The sequence below is a fragment of the Microbacterium sp. NPDC076895 genome (assembly GCF_040687115.1).
Classification (GTDB): Bacteria; Actinomycetota; Actinomycetes; order Actinomycetales; family Microbacteriaceae; genus Microbacterium.
In genome coordinates this window covers 74,777-95,682 of record NZ_JBFBMQ010000006.1, presented here as the reverse complement: position 1 = coordinate 95,682, position 20,906 = coordinate 74,777, and the positions used below count along the sequence as shown (strand labels likewise).

The window sequence follows — 20,906 nt, the reverse complement described above, 5'->3', positions numbered from 1 at the left end:
GATCAGTCCTTCGGGGTCTCGACGATGACGTTCGTCGCTTTCACGACCGCGGCGGCAAGGGATCCGACCTGCAGCTCGAGCTCACGGACGGCCTCTGCCGACATGAGAGAGACGACCCGGTGGGGGCCGGACTGGATGTCGACCTGCGCCATGACACCGTCGACCTGCACGCGCGTCACCAGACCCACGAACCGATTGCGTGCGCTCGAAAGCACGTCGGAACTGTCGGCTGCCTGCTGCGAACGCTCCATCGCACGCTGGGCGAGCGCATCACCGGGGATCTCTACCGGACTTGCTCCGGTCGTGGCGAGACTGCCTGCATCGATCCACCGCCGGACGGTGTCATCACTGACGCCCAGCAGCCGGGCAGCGTCGGCAATGCGATATGTGCGCATGGAGGCACCCTAGCATCCGCGCGTGCGGGCATTTGATCCCCTGCACTCCGATTCAGCGGATGATTGCCTGCGTTCTTACCGCTACTGCGACAGCGCCCGACTCCCCCCGAAGCGGGACCTTTGGCACGGTCGACCTGGGCGCCGGCCCGAGGAAATGAGGCAGACTCGATTCATGCCCGCCGAGCAGGACCGACCCACGCGTCGGGGACCTGTCGACCCGCGGCTCCTGCGCTACGCGCGGAGCTCCCGCGGCTTCTTCGCCCTGATCGCGGCTATCGGCCTGGCCCAGACCCTGACGATCGTCGCCTTCGCCTGGTTCCTCACGACGGCGATTGTCGACGCGATCGGCGGGGTACCGCTGACCGAGCTCGCGCCGACGCTAACACTGCTCGGCGCGACAATCGCGGTGCGCGCAGTCTTGATCTGGGCACGTGAAGCCGCCTCATCGCGAGCCGCTGCTCGCGTGGAGAGCGAACTGCGAGAACATCTCGTCGGCGCCGTCAGCACGCTCGGCCCGGAGTGGCTCGCGAACCGGAACACCGCGCAGCTGGCAGTGACCGCGGGCCGGGGCCTCGAAGCGCTGGATGCCTACTTCGGCCGCTACCTGCCGCAACTGGTGCTCACCGCGATCGCCACCCCGATCCTCCTGGGGGTCATGTGGTGGCAGGACTGGCTGAGCGGCCTGATCGTGCTGCTGACCCTCCCCCTCATTCCGATCTTCATGGTGCTGATCGGACTCGCCACCCGCGCCGTTCAGCAGCGCCAATGGCGAACCCTCGGCCAACTCGCCGCGCGCTTCAGCGACACCGTGCAGGGACTGTCGACCCTGAAGGTCTTCGGCCGTCAGCACCGGGCAGCCGACTCGATCGAGAGTGTCACAACGCGGTACCGGCGCGAGACGATGAAGGTCCTGCGGGTCTCGTTCCTGTCGGGCTTCATGCTCGAGTTTCTCGCCTCGATCGCCGTCGCGATCGTCGCCGTGACGATCGGCTTCCGCCTCCTCGACGGTTCGCTAGCTCTCACGGTCGGCCTGTTCGTGCTCCTGCTCGCACCCGAGGCCTATCTGCCCCTGCGCCAGGTCGGCGTTCAGTTCCATGCGGCGGCGGAGGGCGTTGCCGCAACCGACGACATCTTCGCGGTGCTGGATGCCGCGGCATCCGCGCCCGCGAGAGCGCACCTGGCCCCGGTATCACCGGGCATAGCGCCAACAGGTTCCGTCGGCGTACTCACAGTGACGGAGCTACGCGTGCGCCGCGGCGACCGTGTCTTGCAGCCGGTGTCCTTCGATATCGCGCCGGGGCGGGTCGTGCTCCTGGAAGGACCCAGCGGCGCGGGCAAGTCCAGCATCCTGGCGGCACTTCGCGGGGCCGCACTCTTCGACGGTTCGGCGACCATCGACGGCGCCGACGTGCGGGCTGTCGCATCGACCAACTGGCTGGCGTGGGCGGGACAGAGCGCGGGCCTCATCTCGGGAACGGTTGCCGACAACGTCGCTCTGGGCGATGAGACCCCGGATGCGGCACTCATCGACACCTCCCTCCACCTGGCGTGCGCCGACGAGATCTCTCCGAGCCGCGAGCTGGGAACGCAGGGAGCAGGACTCTCCGGCGGCCAGGCTCAGCGCGTCGCAGTAGCGCGGGCGTTCTATCGCCACCTTCGCGGAAAGGCAACGATCATCGCCCTCGACGAACCGAGCGCCGCGCTGGATGCCGAAACCGAAGCGCGGCTGTGGGCATCGGTGCGCCAGCTTGCCGACCGGGGCGCCGGCGTCATCCTGGTCTCCCATCGTGAGAGCGCCCGGCAGATCGCCGATGAGGTCATCGGTGTGCGAGCGAGCGAGGTGATGGCATGACCACGGCGCGTGACGTCCTGCGCGGCGCGATGCCACCCGTTCGCCGCTTCTGGCCGGGCGCGGCATCCGCGTTCATCTCCGAGGCATCAGCCGTCGGGCTGTTGGCGACCAGCGCCTGGCTGATCGTTCGCTCCAGCGAGATGGTGCCGGTGCTCTATATCTCCGTCGCGGTCGTCGGCGTGCGTTTCTTCGCGCTGACCCGGTCGGTCTTCCGGTATCTCGACCGGCTCGCCGGCCACGACGCTGCCCTGCGGCAGCTCGCCGCGACCCGCACCGATATGGTGCGCCGGCTCATCCCCCTCGCCCCCGACGGACTCACCCGGACGAAGCGGGGATCTGTCCTCGGCGCACTGGTGGACGACGTCGACGATCTGCAGAACCTGCCCCTGCGGGTGGTTCAGCCCCTCCTCGCATCCGCGACGGTCGCACTGGCTGCCGTCGTGCTCGTGACGATCATCTCGTGGCCCGCAGGACTGACCCTCCTCGCCTGCCTCACGGTGGCCGGACTCGTGGCAGTCGGTTGGGGATGGGCGGCCGGCGCGCGGGCGGAACGAGCGATCGCGCCGCTGCGTTCCCGTCTCGCGGATGCCCTGCTCGACCACCTCGGCGGTCTCGATGTGCTTCTCGCCTACGGCGCAGAGCAGGCCAGCCGCACCCGCATCCATGAGGCCGACCGCAAGCTTCGACGCGCCATCATTCGCCGCGCGGGGGCACAGGCGGGAGCCGCAGGGATCATCTCGCTGCTTGCCGGCGCAGCCTCGCTCGCCGCAATCCTGGTGGCGATGCCCGCCGTTGCAGCCGGAACCCTCACCGGCCCGGATCTCGCGGTGGCCGTCCTCGTGCCGATGGCGGTCTTCGAAGTCTTCGCCGCGGTCCCGCTCGCCGCCGCAGCGTGGCGCCAGGTGCACGCGTCTGCCGAACGCATCGCTGCCGCGATTCCGGCCGAGCCGCCCGCGGGGATCGTTCGCGACGAACCCGTCGCGAACGGAGTCGCCCCCGCGCTCGGCGACGGTGTTGTTCTGCGCAACCTCTCGGCGACCTGGCCGCACGCCGACGCCACGGCCCTGCACGGCGTCGACCTCGAGATCCGCCCCGGTCAGAGGCTGTTGGTCGTCGGGTCCTCCGGTGCGGGCAAGTCGACCCTCGCGCACGTGCTCGTGCGCTTCCTCGACAGCACCGGCGAGTATCGCATCGGCGACACCGACGCGCACGCGGTCGCCTCGGACGACCTGCGCAGGACCGTCGGGCTGTGCGAGCAAAATCCCATGCTGTTCGATGAAGACATCCGGCAGAACCTGCTCTTTGCGCGCGAGAACGCGACGGATGCCGACCTCGAGGCGGTTCTCGAGCGCGTCGGGCTCGGCCCGTGGCTGCGCGAGCGTGGTGGGCTCGATGCCCGGGTCGGCGAGCGGGGCCAGCTGGTTTCGGGGGGCCAGGCACAGCGGATCGCCCTAGCCCGCGCCCTCCTGCATGGATTCCCCGTCCTCGTTCTTGACGAGCCGACAGCGGGCGTCGATCCCGCGGCATCCGATGCCCTGCTCACCGACCTGCTTTCTGCCGTCGAGCCGCACCAGTGTGTCGTGCTGATCTCGCACGTCACCGTGCCGGAGGGTCTGGTCGATCGCGTGGTGCGCCTCGAGCGCGGCGCTCTGGTCTAGGCCTCGACAGCCTCGGGATCGCTCACGAACGTCTCGGCGGTCGCCGCGATCCGGTTGGCCATCCCACTGAAGATGAACCCGTGGAAGGGCAGCACGGCGAACCAGTACAGACGCCCGGCGAGGCCATGTGGGAAGAACACGGCGCGCTGCTCATAGCGCGACCCGGTATCGGTTGGGACCGCCCGCAGCTCGAGCCACGCCAAACCCGGAACCTTCATCTCGGCACGAAGCCGCAAAAAACTCCCGTGCTCGATAGCTTCGACGCGCCAGAAGTCCAGGGCATCACCAGCCGAAAGCCGGCCCTTGCTCCGGCGCCCGCGCTGCAATCCCACGCCGCCGACGAGTCGGTCCATCCATCCGCGCGCCGCCCACAGCAGCGGCGAGGAGTACCAGCCGTTCTGCCCACCGATGCCCTCGATCACCCGCCACAGCGCGGATGCCGGTGCGGGAGTCGTCGCGGAACGCTCATCGACGAACACGACCTGACCGGCCCAGTCTGGGTCACTCGGCAACGGGCTGGAGGGCACATCCAAGAGCTCCGCATCGGCCCAGCTCGTCTCGACGGTGTCCTCCTTCTCGCGGCTAAGAGCCAGAGCCACGGCATCCCGGTACCGCATGAGCCCGTCGCCTGGCCGAGGGATGAGATCATCGACAGCCCAGGAGCGCACGACACAGTCAACCTGCAGCGACTCGACCAGCGGGCGAGCGATAGCGGCGGGGATCGGCGTGACGAGGTTGACCCACAGCGAGGCGAGACGCGGGGTGAGCACGGGGAGTGCGGCAATCGCGCGCTGCGGGAGGCCCGCGACGACCGCGTACCCGTTCATCATCTGCCCGTACCGCAACACGTCGGGGCCGCCGATGTCGACGGCCGTGTTCACCTCAGCGGGAACGTGCGCCGCACCGAGCAGGTAGTGCAACACGTCGCGCACCGCGATCGGCTGGATGCGGTTGCGCACCCACTTGGGCGCTGGCATGTAGGGAAGAACATCGGTCAGGTGCCGCACCATCTCGAACGACGCCGACCCCGACCCGATGACGACACCCGCCTGCAGCACGAGCGTCGGCACTCCCGAGGCGAGCAGGATCTCGCCGACCTCGACGCGACTGCGCAAGTGAGGCGAGAGCGGCGCGTCGTCCGGGTGCAGCCCGCCGAGATAGATGATGCGGGCCACGGATGCCGCAGCTGCGGCATCCGCCACGGTGGTGGCAACGTCTCGGTCGGTCTGCTCGAATGAGCGACCCGACATCATGGAGTGGATGAGGTAGTAGAGAACGTCAACGTCGCGCACGGCGTCGGCAACGGCATCCGGGTCCTTCGCGTCGCCAGCCACGACCTCGACGCGATCCCCCCACGAGAAGGCGGCGACGCGCTCCGGATGGCGGGCAAGCACCCGCACGCGATATCCGGCGTTCAGAAGCCGCGGAACAAGTCGTCCGCCGAGATATCCGGTGGCACCGAGCACGAGCGCGCGCGGCTTCTCGCCGTCGGCACGGGCTGAAGCTGCGAGAGCAGGCTCGCGGCCGGTCGGGGCGGTGAGGTCTTCCACACCGGCAGGCTAACGCGGACCCGACCCCTCGGGGCCGCCCAGCGACATTCCAAACGCTTGAACTCCCTCGTGCGAGGCGAGCCTTGCGAACCCGAGACGGTCGTAGAAGGCGAGAGCTGACGTGTTGGCCGCATCGGCGACCAGGTGCACGCCCGAGACTCCGCGCTCACGGAGGGTCTCGATGAGCGCGTCGATCAACCGTCGCCCCCATCCCTGGCCCTGCGCCTGTGGCAGCAGGTCGATGTGCAGGTGAGCGGGATAGGTGTCCCCGTAGGGTTCTGCTCCCGCGCGTCTGTCGGCGGCATAGCGAAGGATGCCGGCGGTGCGCTCCGCGCACGGGCCACCGGCCTCGGCATCCGGAGCCCACCGCGCCCCGCGCTCAGGCCACCACGACACCCTGAACCAGTCCTCAAAAGACCTCGTATCGGGTGCGCAGACGAGATACCCGACGGCCTCGCCGTCATCGTCGACCACGAGCGCATGATCCGGATGGCGCGCAAGGTACGGGCGGAGGAACACCTCGGGCCAGATCTCGTCGTCGGTCAGGATGCCTCTCGCATCGGCTCCGGCATCCGCGGTCCGAATGCACACCGACGAGAGCGCCGCCTCGTCCTCGGGGCGAAACGGTCGAATGCTGGCCACGCCCCGATCGTACGCGGGTGTGGTACTGCCGCGACGAGGCTGTGAGGATGGCGGGATGAGGACGAACGCGTGGGTGTGAGCAGTGGTTCCCTGTCCGAGATCGCGCAGCGCATCGCCCGGCCACTGCGCCGCCTGCTGCGCTTGCTTCTGGCGCCTCTGACCAGAACCCGACTCTTCCGCGCCGCGGGTCCCCGCCTCCTCCCCCCGGTCGAGCGGGTCTTCGCCGCCCTCAGCGGCGGTCGAGTGCAGCTGAGTGCCGTGCTGGTTCCTTCGCTCGTTCTCCACACCACCGGGGCCAAGAGTGGTCTCACCCGGGATGTTCCGCTGATGTACACCCCCGACGGGCAGGGCCGGGCGATCGTCGCGGGAACCAACTTCGCCGGCGAACGCCACCCCGCATGGACGACGAATCTGCTGGTGAATCCGGATGCTGCCATCACCGTGCGCGGCCGGCGGATGCTCGTGCACGCCACCCTCATCCCGGACGAGGATCGGGATGCAGCCTGGGCGCGTATCGAGGGTCAGTGGCCCGGCTACCGCGCCTACGAGCGAGAATCTCACCGCACGGTGCGGCTATTCCGACTCCAGCCCGTGCTGACCCACGCCGCGGGCGCAGCCGCTACGGAGTGAGGGCCTGCACCGTTCGGGGCCGCACGATCGTCCACAGTGCGATGACCGCGATCGCACCGCATCCGACCATCACCGACGCCATCGTGGTGGCGGTGATGCCAGCGCTGGCGGAGAGCCAGCCGACGAGCGGCGAGATGGCGCCGGCAACGCCGAAGTTCACAGCGCCGAGGATGGATGCCGCGGTGCCTGCTGCCTTGCCGTGGCGGTCGAGGGCGAGCACCTGGACGCACGGGAAGCCGAACCCGACCGAGGTGATGAACAGGAACAGAGGCACCATCGTTCCCCAGAGGCCGAGCCCCAGGCTGTCGGCGAGGATGATCGCCGCACCGAACACCACAGTGCCCGCCGTCGAGTAGGCCAGCACCCACTGGGGGCCGAAGCGCGCTGCCAGACGCGAGGCCATCTGCACGCCGAAGACGATCCCCAGGGAGTTAACGGCGAACAGCAGACCATAGGCCTGCGGATCGAATCCATACCCCTCTTGGAACAGGAAGGGCGAGGCTGACAGGTACGAGAACAGGCCGCTGAAGTTCATCCCGCCGATGACGAGAACGCCAAGGAATACGCGGTCACTCAGAACCGACCGATAGCGCTGCCAGGTCGTGGTGCTGCCCTTATCGTGGCGGCGCGCGGGCGGCAGGGTCTCGGGGATGAGGAAGATCGTGCTGACGAGCATCACGACGCCGTACACCGCGAGAACGACGAAGATCCCCTGCCACGGCATGACGATCAGAAGCGCCGAGCCAATGAGGGGCGCAATGACCGGGGCCACACCGCTCACGAGCGCGAGCCGACTGAGCATCACGACCAAGCGTTTCCCGCCGAACAGGTCGCGCACGATCGCCATCGCCACGACGCCTCCCGCGGCGGCGCCGACTCCCATGAAGAACCGCGCTGCGCCGAGGGTGATGAGGGTCGGCGAGAGCGCCGCAGCCGCGCTGGCCAGTACGTGCAACACCGTCACAGCGATGAGCGGCATCCGTCGCCCGACCTTGTCACTGAGCGGGCCCACGACGAGCTGACCGACAGCGAATCCGATCATGGTGCCCGTGAGCGTCAGCTGAATCGCGGCTGACGTGGTCTGGAAATCGTCCTCCAGTACCGGAAAGGCCGGGAGGTACAGATCGATCGTGAAGGGACCGAGTGCTGTCAGCGCGCCGAGCAAGATGATGTACAGCACGCGGCGACGCGCGGGGATGGCATCGCCCGGGTGGAGCATGACCGGCGCCGTGGCTGGGTTGGCTCCGAGGGTGCGGATCGCGCCGGTGGCCGAGTGCAGCCGCACCGATCCCGTCGGGGTCACGTGCGACCGGTCAGCGGCAGGCTCGGCCGCTGGTGTCACGGGCGTGGAGGCAGTGTCGAGCACGGTTTCCGTTCAGAGGGTTTAGGCGACTGTCGGGGATCGGCGCCCCCGATCGGCATCGAATCGATTCGACTCCATGATAACGGATGCTCAACCAGACGGCATGCGCGAACGAAGGGGCGCCCCTCCCGGGACGCCCCTTCGCACTCGTGCTGGTGCGATCAGCCCTTCGTCGATCCTGCGAGCAGGCCCCGCACGAAGTACCGCTGAAGCGAGAAGAACACGATGAGCGGAACGATGATGGCCACGAAGGCACCGGCAGTCAGCAGCTGCCACTCGTTTCCACGCGTTCCCGTGATCTCGGCGAGCAGTTTCGTGATCGGCGCAACCTTCCCGTCGGCGAAGATCAACGCCACGAGCAGGTCGTTCCAGACCCAGAGGAACTGGAAGATCGCGAACGACGCGAGCGCCGGCATCGTCAGGGGCAGGATGATCCGGAAGAAGATCTGGCCGCGTGATGCCCCATCCACCCGTGCCGCCTCGATGATGTCGGCCGGGATCTGCGACATGAAGTTGTGCAGCAGGTAGATCGCCAACGGCAACGCGAACATCGAGTGCGCGATCCAGACCTGCGCATAGCCACCCGAGACTCCGAGGGGTCCGGTGATCTGCAAACCGAAGATGTTCAGGCCTCGCGAGAACGAGCTCAGCAGCGGGATCAGCGCCATCTGGATCGGCACGATCTGCAGCGCGAACACGAAGATGAACAGCCAGTCGCGACCCTTGAAGTCGATCCACGAGAACGCATAGGCCGCAAAGGCCGCGATCGTCAACGGCACGATGGTCGCTGGGATCGTGATGGCGATCGAGTTGATGAACGCCTCGGCCATCGTGAGCTGCGTGTTTCCAGCCTGCAGCACCTGGATGTAGTTCTCCAGGGTCACCTGCGGGTCGGCGAAGAACGTCCACCATCCGGTCGTTTTGATCTGCTGCTCGGGACGGAACGACGAGATGAACAGACCGAAGGTCGGGATCGTCCACGCCACCGCGATGATGATCGACGCGACGGTTGCCCACGGCTTGGACAGCACTTTGCGCGCACGTCGCGCGGGGCCCTCGGACCTCGCCATACCGCGGGTGAGCTCCTTCTCGGTCTCCTTGTCGATCGGGAGATCGATCGGCATGACCTCACTCACTGGATCCCCCCTTCGGGAGATCTACGGGCATGAGCTCACTCATCGGATCTCCTTCTGCTTGCGGATCTGCCGCGCGTTGTAGATCACGATCGGCAGCACCAGGAGGAACAGGACGACCGCGAACGCGGCGCTCCGCCCCGCCTCGAACTTCGTGAACTGGGTGTACATCTCGTTCGCGATCACCGAGGTACCGAAGTTGCCGCCCGTCATCGTGCGAACGATGTCGAAGACCTTCAGCGAAGCGATCGAGATCGTCGTGAGGACCACGATGATCGCGGGGCTGATCGCGGGAACCGTGACATTGATGAAACGCTGCCACGCGTTGGTTCCGTCCAATTGCGCCGCCTCGAGTTGTTCGGTCGGAACGCCCTTGATCGCCGCAGAGAGGATGACCATCGCGAAACCGGTCTGCACCCAGATCAGCACGACGATCAGGAACAGCGTGTTCCACGGCTCGTTCAGCAGCCACTGCACGGGGTCTCCCCCGAACCAGACCACGATCTGGTTGAGAAGACCGATCTGGGTGAACTCCGGGCCGCGGTAGGCGTACACGAAGTTCCAGATGATGCTCGCGCCGACGAACGAGATAGCCATCGGCATGAACACCAGAACCTTGTAGACCTTCTCACCGCGGGTCTTGTCAATGAACACCGCGTAGGCAAGTCCCACGATCGTGGACACGGTCGGGGCGATCAGCACCCAGACGATCGTGTTGACCACAGTCCTGATGCCCTCGGGCTGCGTGAAGATCCAGACGAAGTTGTCGATTCCGACGAACTTGTTGCCCGCCGCGTTCATGAACGATGCGACGAAGGTCTGGATCGACGGGAGGATCAGACCGATCAGCAGCAACAGCGCTGCCGGGGTCATGATAACTGCGGTTGGGAGCGCTCCTTTGGCCTATTGAGATAGGGATTGACGACACCACGTTCGAATGGAACCGTTTCCCTTTTTCGCCCTTCGTCGTTTAGCCTGTCCCTACAAGAGATCGACGATCGATCGCAGGTGCGGTGTCGGGAACCGCAGAGAACTGCCGGAAGGTACAACGACGTGAGCGGCATCGAGGACGTGGCCCGCGCTGCGGGAGTCTCGAAGGCAACGGCAAGTCGCGCTCTCACCGGACACGGATACGTCGCTGCTGCCACACGGGAGCGGGTGGCCCGAGTCGCCCACGAGATGGGCTATGTCCCCTCCTCGAGCGCTGCGAGCCTGGCGACGGGACGCACGCGCAACATCGGTGTCGTCATGCCGTACCTCAACCGATGGTTCTTTGCCGAGGTGCTCGAGGGCATCCAGGAGGTGCTTCTCGAATCTGGCTACGACCTCACCCTCTACGACGCCAAGCCGGGAACGGAGGGGCGCAGACGCGTCTTCGACGATTTCCTCGCCAGGAAGCGATTCGACGGGCTGATCGCGGTGGGCCTCGAGCCAGACGACCACGAGCTCGAAAGACTGGTCGCGATCGGCCGTCCCGTCGTGAGCGTGGTGGCAATCGGCGATAACGCGGGCGTCGTGCGACTGGATGACGAGTACGCGGCGCGGCGCGCCACAACGCACCTCATTGAACTCGGACACACGAAGATCACCTTCCTCGGCGGCGTCTCGGTGTCGAGCGGTCCGCACGTCGATCGCGCGCGCCTGTCCGGGTACCAGCGCACGATGACGGAGGCCGGTCTGACCGTGACGCACGTGCGGTCGGAAGTCAGCCTGCCCGGCGGATATGCTGCTGCCGTCGACCTGCTCGGAGACCCCGCACGACGTCCCACGGCGCTTCTAGCTACCTGCGATGAGGTTGCGATCGGCGCCATCATCGCTGCGCGTCGGCTCGGCATCCCGGTGCCATCAGCGCTGAGCGTCGTCGGTATCGACAATCACGAGTTCGCCGAGATGTTCTCTCTCACGACGCTCGAACAGTCGCCACGCAGTCAAGGCATGCATGCCACACAGATGCTGTTGGGACAGCTCGAGGATCCCACGCAGGTTCCGCAGGATGTCAGCATCCAAGCCCGCCTGATCGTGCGCAACTCGACGGCCCCGCCCCCGGGTACCGCCTCCGTGACTGTCGGCGTCGGCGTCACTTCCTGACACGCGCCCCCTTGGGCCAGACACCCCCGGCCCCCTGAGACACCCTGCGGCGCGCGGTGGCTCACCCGAATTGCGGGGTCTCGTGCGGCAGACGCCTGCCGCTACAGTGGTGCCGTGAACGACACGGTGGCCGAAGGCGGCACGGCTAACGCAACTCCGGATGCCGCGCGTCGCCCGGTGATCGTGTCGGTGGCAGTCGCTTTCGTCTACCTCACGGGACTGCTGAGCATCCTTCTCGGCATCCTGGTGCTGCTCAGCCGCTACGACCAGTCCAGCTCCGGAGACGTGCTCGGCGTGTCGCTCATCGGGGCCGCCATCATCCTCATCGGACTGTTGATCATCGGGATCGCGTCCGGCGTCGCGCGCGGCAGCCGGCTGTCGCGGATCACCCTCACCGTGTACCTGGCGATCCAAGTGCCGCTTCACGCCCTGGCCATCGCCGCCTCGGACTTCGACTGGATCGCCGTCGCGCAGCTGGTACTCGAGCTGTTCACTCTCGTGGTGTTGTGGCTTCCGCCGACGAACCGCTTCTTCCGCGCCGCCGCTGACGCCCGGCGCTGACAGTCTTCGCGCCCGCCGCCCTGGCAGCCGTGTCGCGCGCCACGAACCGGCGGTGAATGAACCGCACGATCTCGATTCCGCCGATCGTCGCCACGATCACTACCGTGAGCAGGTATGCGGCATCCTCCCCCGGGTCCGTGAGCTGGAAGAACTCGGTAGCGAGGGGATCGAGAAGATCAGCACCAGTCCGATGAACATCGCACCGATCACGAGCCCCTTGTAGCGGTTGATCGGCCGGGACAGCACGGTAAGGATCCAGATCCCGACGATGGCGAGCAGGATCGTCGCACCCGTTCGCATCTGCTGCTCGTCGACGCCGAGCGACTGCGCGCCGAGCGTGTAGAGGGTGAGGCCTGCCCCGACGACCACACCGGCGGGGATCGCGAAACTCAGCGACCGCCGCAGGAACCCGGGAATATAGCGCTGCCGGTTGGGCATGAGGGCCAAGAAGAATGCCGGGATACCGATGGTGAGCCCGTCGGTGATGGAGAGCTGCCTGGGCAGGAACGGGAATTGCAGCACCAGGATGCCGAACACGATCGACAGCACGAAGATGTAGGCGGTCTTGGTGAGGAACAGCATCGACACACGTTCGATGTTGGCGATCACCTGGCGCCCCTCCGCGACGACGTCGGGCAGGTGCGAGAACTGGCCATCAAGCAGCACGAGACGCGCCACCGCCTTCGTGGCAGCGGCGCCCGAGTTCATCGCGATGCCGATGTCGGCGGTCTTGATCGCGAGCGCGTCGTTGACGCCGTCGCCGGTCATCGCCACGGTGTGGCCACGCGACTGCAGGGCAGTGACCATGCGCTTCTTCTGCTCGGGGGTGACGCGACCGAACACGTGGTACGTCTCGAGCACGTCAGCGAGCGCCTCGTCGTCGTCGGGCAGCTGGCGGGCATCGAACCCCTCAGGCACGTCCACTCCGACCTCACGTGCGATGGCAGCGACAGTGCGAGGGTTGTCGCCGGAGATGACACGGATGCCGACCCCCTGCTCTCGGAAATACGACAGCGTTTGCGCGGCATCCGGCCTCACCTGTTCGCGGAAGGTGAGCACAACGATCGGGACGAGGTCCTCGGGGATGCGCTCGGCCTCGGCCTGCTCGTCAGAGATCGGATGCGGCGAGTGGCCGAGCACAAGGGTGCGCCGCCCCGTCGCGGCAAGCTCGGCAACCAGGGACCCGAGTTCGGTGCCGGCCCCGGTCTCCTCCGGAAAGACCATTTCGGGAGCGCCGAGCACCCATGCACCGGACGGACCGTCGCTGAACGACACGGCGCTCCATTTGCGTGCCGACGAGAACGGGATGACCGACCCTGCTGTGACGGGAGCCGAAACCGGGTAGGGGTCTCGCAGGCACCGCGCTGTCGCATTGGCAGCCGGGTCAGCCCCGTACCAAGCCAGTGCCTCATCCCATCCGGGCGCCGCGGCGCCGCCCACGGGATGAACCGCATCGAACTCGATCTCACCCGCGGTGAGCGTGCCGGTCTTGTCGAGACACACCACATCCACGCGCGCCAGCCCTTCGACGGCGGGGAGTTCGTTGACGAGCACCTGGCGGGAGGCGAGCTTTGCCGCACCGACAGCGAAGGCGATGCTGGTCATGAGCACGAGCCCGAGCGGGATCATCGCGGTGACCGCGGCGATGGTGTTCACAGCCGCCTGAACCCAGTCGCCGCTCTCCCAGGCGGCGACCCATCCGCCGAAAACCATCATCTGGGCGTTCAGGACCAGAAGCGCCATGGGCCCGATCGCCCAGCCCACGACGCGCAGCACGAGGTTGATCGAGGAGCGCAGCTCGCTCGAGACGAGCGAGAACCGCTTGGCTTCGGCAGCGAATCGGTTGGCGTAGGAATCGGCACCGACACGGATGACGCGCGCCATCCCCTCTCCCGCGACGACAATCGACCCCGAGAGCGCCTCGTCAGCGGGACGCTTGTCAACGGCATCCGACTCCCCCGTGAGCATCGACTCGTCGACCTGCAGACCGCGCGCGAGAATGACCTCCGCATCGGCGGCGATCTGATCGCCGGCGCGGAGCACCAGGATGTCGTCGATCACGACCGCGGTCGGGTGGATCTCGGCCTCGACGCCATCACGCAGCACACGCGCGGTCGGCGCATTGAGCAGGGCCAGGCGGTCGAGCGCTGCCTTCGCACGGAACTCCTGCCATACACCGATGATCGTGTTGGCCAGGGCGCTGAGCCCGAAGATCGCGTCCTGCCAACGCCCGAGGAGCAGGAGCACGGCGAAGCACGACCCGACGATCGCGTTGAAGATCGTGAAGACGTTGGCGCGGATGATGCTGCCGATGCTCCGGCTCGAGTCGGCCTGATAGGCGTTGGTTCGGCCGTCGGCCTCACGCTCGGCTACCTCGGCAGCCGTGAGTCCGGTGATCTCGTCATCCCCGGCCGGCTCGGGCCCTGGCTGCGTTGCCACGTCGGTACCGCTGGTCATGCGTTCACCCTAGCGGCCACGCCCGGCCCGGCAGCGTGCCGGTTCGGGTGCCGGAAATGCACGAAGGTCTCGGATGCCGAAGCATCCGAGACCTTCGCGAGAAAGTCGCGGGGACTTACTTGAGGGTGACCGTGGCGCCTGCCTCTTCGAGAGCAGCCTTCGCCTTGTCTGCGGTCTCCTTGTTGGCGCCCTCGAGGACAGCCTTGGGAGCACCGTCGACGACGGCCTTGGCCTCGCCGAGGCCGAGCGAGGTGAGCTCGCGGACGACCTTGATGACCTGGATCTTCTTGTCGCCAGCGGCCTCGAGGATGACGTCGAACGCGTCCTTCTCCTCGACCTCTTCGGCGGGGGCACCACCGGCGGGGGCGCCGGCAGCGGCAACCGCGACGGGTGCGGCGGCGGTGACGTCGAAGGTCTCCTCGAACGCCTTGACGAACTCGGAGAGCTCGATGAGGGTGAGCTCCTTGAACGCGTCGAGCAGCTCTTCAGTGCTGAGCTTTGCCATGATGATTCTCCTTGATGGGTGTGGTTATCGCCGGGGCCCGTCTCAGGCCGCGGACTCCTGCTTCTCACGCAGCGCGTCGACCGTGCGAACGGCCTTGGACGGCAGTGCGTTGAAGACGAATGCTGCCTTGGTCATCGAGGCCTTCATCGCGCCGGCGAGCTTCGCCAGCAGGACTTCACGGCTCTCGAGGTCGGCGAGCTTGCCTACCTCTTCCGCGCTCAGGGGGGAACCGTCGAAGTATCCGCCCTTGATCACGAGAAGAGGGTGTGCCTTGGCGAAGGCGCGCAGTCCCTTCGCGACGGCGACCGGGTCACCGTGCACGAACGCGATGGCCGAGGGACCCACGAGGTCCTCGTCCAGTGCCGTGATCCCCGCGTTGTTCGCGGCGATCTTGGACAGCGTGTTCTTCACCACGGCGTACTCGGCGTCCTGACGAATCGCGCTGCGGAGCTCCTTGAGCTCAGCAACCGTCAGACCGCGGTACTCGGTGAGCAGAACGGCGGTCGAGTCCTCGAAATGCTTCGTGAGCTCGGCAACCGTCGCTTCCTTCTGCGCCATGGCCACTCCTTGTGTCTTGTCCCCGTCTCGCGGTGGCGGGACGGGAGCCTCGAACCCCCGGAAAATAAGAAAAGCTCCGGCGCAAGCGCACGGAGCTTCGGCCCGGATGGGCGTTGATCGTGACACCTGCGCAGGCCCTTGGAGATTCCCCTGACGGGCAACTTCCAATGCTTCGATCGACGTTCGCTTACGCGCACGCCGATGACCGGCGGTCTTCGGCTCCGATAAGTGTACGCGGCATCCGGTCACCCCGACAAATCAGTGTCGAAGGCCTCCGCTTCCTCGCGTGTACGGGCCGCCGAGGTCGCCACCCGCACGTAGGGTCGAGGGGTGACTCCCGAACTCCAAGCGCGCATCGTCGCCGACTCACGAGACCGGGTCGCGTGGGTGCGGGCGCGCTCGCGCGGGATCACGGCGACGGATGTCGCGACGCTCACTTCCGAGCGGGCCATCGCGCGCGCGGCCGACGCCAAGCTCATGGGCTCGGGCTTTTCCGGCAACGCGTACACGAACCACGGTCGGCTACGGGAACCTGAAATCGCGCAGTGGGTGGCCGCAACGCACGGCATCCAACCCTCGTCGGCGCTCTTTCACGCCGAGGTCGAGAAGCGCCACCTCGCCACCCCCGACGGCGTCGTGGTCGACGCGCAGGGGCGCATCATCCTCGCTGAGATCAAGACCACCAACAAGGAGTGGCGCAGCATCCCCCGCTCTTACCTCCGCCAGGTCTGGTGGCAACAGCACGTCCTCGGCGCCGAGCGCACGCTCGTGGCCTGGGAGCAGCACGACGGTTTCGTCCCCGTCGGCGACGAGCCGCGGTGCGCATGGGTTGACCGCGACGAGACAGAGATCGCGCGGCTGGTCAGCCTGGCGACGGCTCTCATCGATGAGTTGTACATGCGCACCCAGCGCACCCGAACGCTGACGGTTGCCCCGGTCACGGCACGCGAGCCCTATCGCGCCCTCGCATTGTCCGACTGATCAGCCACACCCGGCCGCTCGCCTCGCCTCATCTGGAACCAGACGGCTCTGCCATGACGCGTGTCGACCAAGTAATTGACTCCTGTCAACCAAATACTCTATAGTTGACATTTGTCAATGACTGCGCGATGACGAACGCAGCCACCTCCTCGTCGTCCAGAAGGCAACCCATGGCATCCGCTTCTTCTCCAGCTCCCACCGTCACCGAATCCGGGATGACCCGCCGCCAGGTTCTCGAGGCTCTCTCGGGACTGCTCCTGGGCATGTTCGTCTCGATGCTCGCCTCGACAGTCGTCTCCACCTCGTTGCCGGTGATCATCCACGATCTCGGCGGCGATCAGGCCGCGTTCACGTGGGTCGTGACAGCAACGCTCCTGACGACGGCGATCTCGACGCCCGTCTGGGGCAAGCTCGCCGACCTGGTAAACCGCAAGCTCCTCTTCCAACTCGCGATCGGCGTCTTCGTGATCGCAACAGCCGCGGCGGGATTCGCTCCGAACACCGAGTGGCTGATCGCCATGCGTGCCGTGCAGGGCATCGGCGCCGGAGGCCTTGCGGCGCTCAGCCAGGTGATCATGGCCGACATCATCAGTCCCCGCGAGCGCGGCCGCTACATGGGTCTGTTCGGCGCCGTCATGGCACTTGCGACGATCGGCGGGCCTCTGGTGGGCGGTGTCATCACCGACGGGATCGGCTGGCGCTGGAACTTCTACGTCGCCCTCCCCTTCGCCGTAGCCGCCCTCATCATCGTGCAGCGCACCCTGCATCTGAAGCCGCTGGCAGCACGGAAGGTCTCGATCGACTACCTCGGCATTGTTCTGCTCTCGGCTGCCGTCTCGCTTCTGCTGATCTGGGTGACCCTCGCCGGCGACTCCTTCGACTGGTGGAGCGTTACGACCGTGCTCATGGTGGGCGGCGCCATCCTCGCGGCGATTCTGTTCATCCTGGTCGAGCTGCGCTCGCGCGAACCGCTCGTCCCGCTCTCGATGTTCCGGAGCCGCACGTTCACGCTCGCGGTGCTCGCCTCGATCGCCACCGGCATCGCGATGTTCGGAGCCTCGGTGTTCCTCAGCCAGTACATGCAGCTGGCCCGGGGTGCCACGCCGACCGAGGCCGGGCTGATGACGATTCCGATGATCGGCGGCCTGCTGGTGGCATCCGTCGGCGTCGGCCAGCTGATCACACGCTTCGGGCACTGGAAGCCCTACCTCATCGCCGGGAGCATCTCGCTGATCGCCGGGTCCGCCCTGCTGACGACGATCCACTACGACACGAACTTCGCTCTCGTCTCGCTGTACATGTTCCTCCTCGGCGCCGGCATCGGGATGACGATGCAGAACCTCGTGCTCGTCGTCCAGAACACGACCGAGCCCACAAAGATCGGCGTTGCAAGCTCCGGCGTCACCTTCTTCCGAAGCCTCGGTGGCAGCGTCGGCGTCGCCGTCATGGGCGCCGCCCTGGCCAGCAGCGTCACCGACCTGCTGGGAGGACGCAAGGATGACATCACCGCCGCGCTCGGGGCCCTCGGCGACCAAGCATCGACCTGGGCCTCTCAGCTGCAGTCGGGATCCCTCCCGCAGGTGTCTGCGATGCCCGAAGGTCTGCGGGTCATCTTCGAAGACGTCTATGCTCAAGGCATCTCACAGTCCTTCCTGATCCTGGTCCCGTTCGCGATCGTGAGCCTCATCGCCATCGCGTTCTTGCCGAACGTCCCCCTGACACGGATGACGAACCGCGAGCGGCTGGAAGCGAGCGAAGCCGACCTCGCCACCGTGTCGGTCGCGGAGGGCATGGAAACTCTCACCGCCACTGGGGACTTCCCGACGGATGCCAACGGTTCCCGCAGCGGCGAGACTGCTCGCGCGGCATCCAACTCGAGGTCGCCGCGATGAGCGAATCCGAAGCTCCCGATGAGCTCGACCCGGCGGCGCGCGAGCACCGCGCAGCAGTCGACCGACTCGAGGGGGCGATCTCCGAGCTCATCTCACGCATCCGAAAGTTCTACGCGCAGATCGCCGACGAGGTGAGCCCGGGAATGCTCCCCGGGACGTTCAAGCTCCTGGCCACGATCGGCCGCATCGGTCCCACAACATCGTCAACTCTCGCCCATCGCCTGACCGCCGACAAGGGAATGATCAGCCGGCAGATCAGTGAACTCGAAGGCCTCGGCTTCATCGAGCGGACCGCTGATCCGGATGACCGCCGGTCGCGGCTGATCTCCCTCACCGCGGAGGGAAGAAAGCGACTGGATGCCGCGCGTGCACCGTACGAGCGGATGCTTTCCCGCACCCTCGCGGAGTGGCCCACCGAGTCGATCGACGATCTCACCGATCTGCTCACCGCTTTTGCATCCGGCGACATCCCGAAACGCTGACTGACGCGTCTTATCGGCTCGGTGACACCGACGTAACACGAGCGAGACAATCGCGCGGTTGACTGAGATCACCTCGCGGAGGGCGGGGTTCCACTGGTCGTCCAGTGTCACGTCGGCGCCGATGTGCACGACCCTGAGACGACGTATTCGCGGAAGGAGCGACCGATGCGATTCCGGCCGCTACGCCAATCCCACGAAACCCAGGCATTCTCGACCGAACCCACAGAGGTGCCGGAGGTGATGCGGGCGGTCACTGTCGCCCAGTGGGGCGCTCCCCGCGTCCTGACCGAGGCCACCGTCCCCGTGCCACGCCCCGTTCTGAGCGAGGTGCTCGTGCGTGTGGTTGCTGCAGGCGTGAACCCGATCGATGCCAAGACCCGCGCGGGCAAGGGGCTCGCCCCTGCCGTCTCCGAGCTACCCGGCATCCTCGGGTTCGATTTCAGCGGCGTCGTCGTCGAGTCGCCGTTCGAGACGCATCCGTTCCCTGTCGGCACCGAGGTCTTCGGCATGGCAGGGTTTCCTCGCACGCCCGGAAGCTACGCGGAGTATGTCGTCGCACCGACGCTGTCGCTCGCGCGAAAGCCTGCCTCCCTCTCGCACGTCGAGGCAGCAGGAGTTCCGGTGGCGGCCCTCACGGCATGGGGCCTGGTGGTCGAGACCGCTCACGCCCACGAGGGTCAGCGCATCCTCATCCACGCGGGAAGCGGAGGCGTGGGGCATTTCGCCGTGCAGTTCGCTGCCTACTTCGGCGCTCATGTGACAGCCACGGCATCGGGCGCCAATGCCCCCTGGCTGCGCGACCTCGGCGCGTCAGTCGTCATCGACCACACCTCGACGCGCTTCGAGGAGGTCGTGCACGATATGGATGTCGTCATCGACCTCGTCGGCAACGTCACCGACTCGATCGGCACACGCTCCCTCTCGGTCCTGCGTCCCGGTGGGATCTACATTCTCGTGCCCACCGGATCATGGCCGGAGTATCGCGAAGCAGCGGCAACGGCAGGCGTCCGCGCAACCAGCTACAAGGTCATTCCGGAAGGTGCGACACTCGCGACCATCGCCCGCTTGCTGGACTCCCGGTCGATCCAGGTCTACATCGACCACGTCCTCGACCTCGCCGACGCGGCGAAGGCACACACCGACATCGAGGGCGGACACACGCGCGGCAAGATCGTGCTGCGCGTCAGCGACGATTGAGGCTGGGCGCAGGTCGAAGCACCCGTCGCCCCTCCTCGACGATCTCGGCGGCCACGGCATCCAGGAGCGGCGACCGCAGGTTCCACTGCTGCCAGTGCAGGGGAACGTCAATCGGCGGACCTCCCAAGCGCACGAGCGCGCCGCTCTCGAGCCCGGCATCGGACTGAAAGCCCGGGAGCAGCCCCCACCCGAATCCGAGCCCGACTGCCTGGGCAAAATCATGCGATGCCGGGACATAGTGCCTCGGAGCATCCGCACCCGAGATCCCCTGCTCCCGCATCCAGGAGTCTTGCAGGTCGTCGCGACGGTCGAACTGCACGAGCGGAGCTGCAGCCAGCGCACGGCTGTCGCTCCGTGAGGCGTCGAGGTAGCGCGCCACGAAATCGGGGGTGGCAACGGCCTCGTAGCGCATGACCCCCAACGCGGTCACGCGACACCCTGCTACCGGCTCGGCACGAGACGTCACGGCGCCCATCACAGTGCCGCCCTCGAGGAGTGCGGCGGTGAAGTCCTGATCGTCGCGGTGAAGATCGAACACGATCGGATGCCGCGCGCTCAGGCGTGCCAGCGGTGTGAGGAACCAGGTGGCGAGCGAGTCAGCATTGACCGCCAGCGGCACCGAAACTGGCCCCTCGTCGGCCCCGTCCTCTGCGCGGAGCCCACCGATGCCGGCGAGAGCATCGTGCTCGAGCACGCGCGCCTGACGAGCAAGCCGGATGACAGCATCTCCGGCATCCGTCGGGCGAACGGGCTTCGAGCGCACCAGCAACACCCGCCCGAGCTGATCTTCGATCGCCCGCAGGCGCTGGCTGACCGCGCTCGGCGTCATCCGCATCCGTCGCGCCGCAGCCTCGAGCGTTCCCTCCTCGGCGATGATCGCCACCGTCTCGGCCAGGTCGAAGTCGATCTTCATATGAAGCGATACTAATGCTTCGTGAGAATCTTTAGCTGGAGCTGATTCG

Annotated in this window: 18 protein-coding genes and 1 pseudogene; 9 read left to right on the top strand and 10 right to left on the bottom strand. The window is 66.8% G+C overall.

Annotated features, from left to right (window positions below; genetic code table 11):
• Positions 1-2: 2 nt before the first annotated feature.
• Positions 3-395, bottom strand: a complete 393-nt coding sequence (locus AB0O89_RS07045; protein ID WP_331791777.1) for a TOBE domain-containing protein — start codon at positions 393-395, stop codon at positions 3-5.
• A gap of 172 nt (positions 396-567) precedes the next feature.
• On the opposite strand from AB0O89_RS07045, the gene cydD reads away from it, so the two are divergent.
• On the top strand, positions 568-2,247 hold the full coding sequence (cydD, locus tag AB0O89_RS07040; protein ID WP_331791778.1) for a thiol reductant ABC exporter subunit CydD: 1,680 nt from the start codon (positions 568-570) through the stop codon (positions 2,245-2,247).
• Positions 2,244-3,905, top strand: a complete 1,662-nt coding sequence (cydC, locus tag AB0O89_RS07035; protein ID WP_363495578.1) for a thiol reductant ABC exporter subunit CydC — start codon at positions 2,244-2,246, stop codon at positions 3,903-3,905. Before cydD ends, cydC begins: the two co-directional genes overlap by 4 nt.
• Here the strand turns inward: cydC and AB0O89_RS07030 are convergent.
• Together AB0O89_RS07030 and AB0O89_RS07025 are read right to left on the bottom strand one after the other, a co-directional pair.
• Positions 3,902-5,455, bottom strand: coding sequence for an SDR family oxidoreductase (locus tag AB0O89_RS07030; protein WP_363495575.1), 1,554 nt, complete (start codon positions 5,453-5,455; stop codon positions 3,902-3,904). The genes cydC and AB0O89_RS07030 overlap by 4 nt on opposite strands.
• Positions 5,456-5,464: 9 nt before the next feature.
• Positions 5,465-6,097, bottom strand: a complete 633-nt coding sequence (locus AB0O89_RS07025) for a GNAT family N-acetyltransferase (protein WP_363495572.1) — start codon at positions 6,095-6,097, stop codon at positions 5,465-5,467.
• 75 nt (positions 6,098-6,172) lie between these two features.
• Here AB0O89_RS07025 and AB0O89_RS07020 point away from each other — a divergent pair, with 75 nt between their 5' ends.
• Entirely contained in the window at positions 6,173-6,727 is a 555-nt protein-coding gene (locus tag AB0O89_RS07020) for a nitroreductase family deazaflavin-dependent oxidoreductase (RefSeq protein WP_363495569.1), read from the top strand.
• Here AB0O89_RS07020 and AB0O89_RS07015 read toward each other — a convergent pair.
• The 3 genes from AB0O89_RS07015 to AB0O89_RS07005 form a co-directional block, all read right to left on the bottom strand.
• Positions 6,717-7,946, bottom strand: coding sequence for a multidrug effflux MFS transporter (locus AB0O89_RS07015; protein ID WP_363495802.1), 1,230 nt, complete (start codon positions 7,944-7,946; stop codon positions 6,717-6,719). The two genes, AB0O89_RS07020 and AB0O89_RS07015, sit on opposite strands and share 11 nt — an antisense overlap.
• Positions 7,947-8,251: 305 nt before the next feature.
• Entirely contained in the window at positions 8,252-9,160 is a 909-nt protein-coding gene (locus tag AB0O89_RS07010) for a carbohydrate ABC transporter permease (RefSeq protein WP_300591574.1), read from the bottom strand.
• Between the two features lie 105 nt (positions 9,161-9,265).
• Positions 9,266-10,096 (bottom strand): sugar ABC transporter permease, encoded by an 831-nt coding sequence (locus AB0O89_RS07005; protein ID WP_363495566.1) that lies wholly within the window; start codon positions 10,094-10,096, stop codon positions 9,266-9,268.
• 180 nt (positions 10,097-10,276) lie between these two features.
• On the opposite strand from AB0O89_RS07005, the gene AB0O89_RS07000 reads away from it, so the two are divergent.
• On the top strand, positions 10,277-11,311 hold the full coding sequence (locus AB0O89_RS07000) for a LacI family DNA-binding transcriptional regulator (protein WP_363495563.1): 1,035 nt from the start codon (positions 10,277-10,279) through the stop codon (positions 11,309-11,311).
• Between the two features lie 114 nt (positions 11,312-11,425).
• A complete protein-coding gene (locus AB0O89_RS06995; protein ID WP_363495560.1) occupies positions 11,426-11,872 on the top strand; it encodes a hypothetical protein in 447 nt (148 codons plus the stop codon).
• On the opposite strand, the pseudogene AB0O89_RS06990 reads toward AB0O89_RS06995, so the two are convergent.
• The 3 genes and pseudogenes from AB0O89_RS06990 to rplJ all read right to left on the bottom strand — a co-directional run bounded on the left by AB0O89_RS06990 (position 11,802) and on the right by rplJ (position 15,392).
• A pseudogene (locus AB0O89_RS06990) lies at positions 11,802-14,329 on the bottom strand (HAD-IC family P-type ATPase). The gene AB0O89_RS06995 and the pseudogene AB0O89_RS06990 overlap by 71 nt on opposite strands.
• Before the next feature lie 115 nt (positions 14,330-14,444).
• Positions 14,445-14,834, bottom strand: coding sequence for a 50S ribosomal protein L7/L12 (rplL, locus tag AB0O89_RS06985; protein ID WP_363495557.1), 390 nt, complete (start codon positions 14,832-14,834; stop codon positions 14,445-14,447).
• 42 nt (positions 14,835-14,876) lie between these two features.
• A complete protein-coding gene (gene rplJ / locus AB0O89_RS06980) occupies positions 14,877-15,392 on the bottom strand; it encodes a 50S ribosomal protein L10 (protein ID WP_363495554.1) in 516 nt (171 codons plus the stop codon).
• A gap of 330 nt (positions 15,393-15,722) precedes the next feature.
• Here rplJ and AB0O89_RS06975 point away from each other — a divergent pair, with 330 nt between their 5' ends.
• The 4 genes from AB0O89_RS06975 to AB0O89_RS06960 all read left to right on the top strand — a co-directional run bounded on the left by AB0O89_RS06975 (position 15,723) and on the right by AB0O89_RS06960 (position 19,944).
• Positions 15,723-16,373 carry a YqaJ viral recombinase family protein gene (locus tag AB0O89_RS06975; protein WP_363495551.1) on the top strand — a complete coding sequence of 217 codons (651 nt, stop codon included), beginning with the start codon at positions 15,723-15,725 and terminating at the stop codon, positions 16,371-16,373.
• 170 nt (positions 16,374-16,543) lie between these two features.
• The gene (locus AB0O89_RS06970) at positions 16,544-18,265 is read left to right on the top strand and encodes an MDR family MFS transporter (protein ID WP_363495548.1); all 1,722 of its coding nucleotides are present in this window, start codon (positions 16,544-16,546) and stop codon (positions 18,263-18,265) included.
• Positions 18,262-18,747, top strand: coding sequence for a MarR family transcriptional regulator (locus tag AB0O89_RS06965; RefSeq protein ID WP_363495545.1), 486 nt, complete (start codon positions 18,262-18,264; stop codon positions 18,745-18,747). Before AB0O89_RS06970 ends, AB0O89_RS06965 begins: the two co-directional genes overlap by 4 nt.
• A 165-nt stretch (positions 18,748-18,912) precedes the next feature.
• A complete protein-coding gene (locus AB0O89_RS06960; protein ID WP_363495542.1) occupies positions 18,913-19,944 on the top strand; it encodes an NADP-dependent oxidoreductase in 1,032 nt (343 codons plus the stop codon).
• On the opposite strand, the gene AB0O89_RS06955 is transcribed toward AB0O89_RS06960, so the two are convergent.
• A complete protein-coding gene (locus AB0O89_RS06955) occupies positions 19,931-20,857 on the bottom strand; it encodes a LysR family transcriptional regulator ArgP (protein WP_363495539.1) in 927 nt (308 codons plus the stop codon). The two genes, AB0O89_RS06960 and AB0O89_RS06955, sit on opposite strands and share 14 nt — an antisense overlap.
• Positions 20,858-20,906 lie beyond the last annotated feature (49 nt).

Bases quoted from the DNA above. Each gene is read 5' to 3' on its own strand.
- AB0O89_RS07045 (WP_331791777.1), bottom strand. From the start codon at position 395: ATGCGCACATATCGCATTGCCGACGCTGCCCGGCTGCTGGGCGTCAGT.
- cydD (WP_331791778.1), top strand. From the start codon at position 568: ATGCCCGCCGAGCAGGACCGACCCACGCGTCGGGGACCTGTCGACCCG.
- cydC (WP_363495578.1), top strand. From the start codon at position 2,244: ATGACCACGGCGCGTGACGTCCTGCGCGGCGCGATGCCACCCGTTCGC.
- AB0O89_RS07015 (WP_363495802.1), bottom strand. From the start codon at position 7,946: ATGCTCCACCCGGGCGATGCCATCCCCGCGCGTCGCCGCGTGCTGTAC.
- AB0O89_RS07010 (WP_300591574.1), bottom strand. From the start codon at position 9,160: ATGGCGAGGTCCGAGGGCCCCGCGCGACGTGCGCGCAAAGTGCTGTCC.
- AB0O89_RS07005 (WP_363495566.1), bottom strand. From the start codon at position 10,096: ATGACCCCGGCAGCGCTGTTGCTGCTGATCGGTCTGATCCTCCCGTCG.
- rplL (WP_363495557.1), bottom strand. From the start codon at position 14,834: ATGGCAAAGCTCAGCACTGAAGAGCTGCTCGACGCGTTCAAGGAGCTC.
- rplJ (WP_363495554.1), bottom strand. From the start codon at position 15,392: ATGGCGCAGAAGGAAGCGACGGTTGCCGAGCTCACGAAGCATTTCGAG.
- AB0O89_RS06970 (WP_363495548.1), top strand. From the start codon at position 16,544: ATGGCATCCGCTTCTTCTCCAGCTCCCACCGTCACCGAATCCGGGATG.
- AB0O89_RS06965 (WP_363495545.1), top strand. From the start codon at position 18,262: ATGAGCGAATCCGAAGCTCCCGATGAGCTCGACCCGGCGGCGCGCGAG.
- AB0O89_RS06960 (WP_363495542.1), top strand. From the start codon at position 18,913: ATGCGATTCCGGCCGCTACGCCAATCCCACGAAACCCAGGCATTCTCG.
- AB0O89_RS06955 (WP_363495539.1), bottom strand. From the start codon at position 20,857: ATGAAGATCGACTTCGACCTGGCCGAGACGGTGGCGATCATCGCCGAG.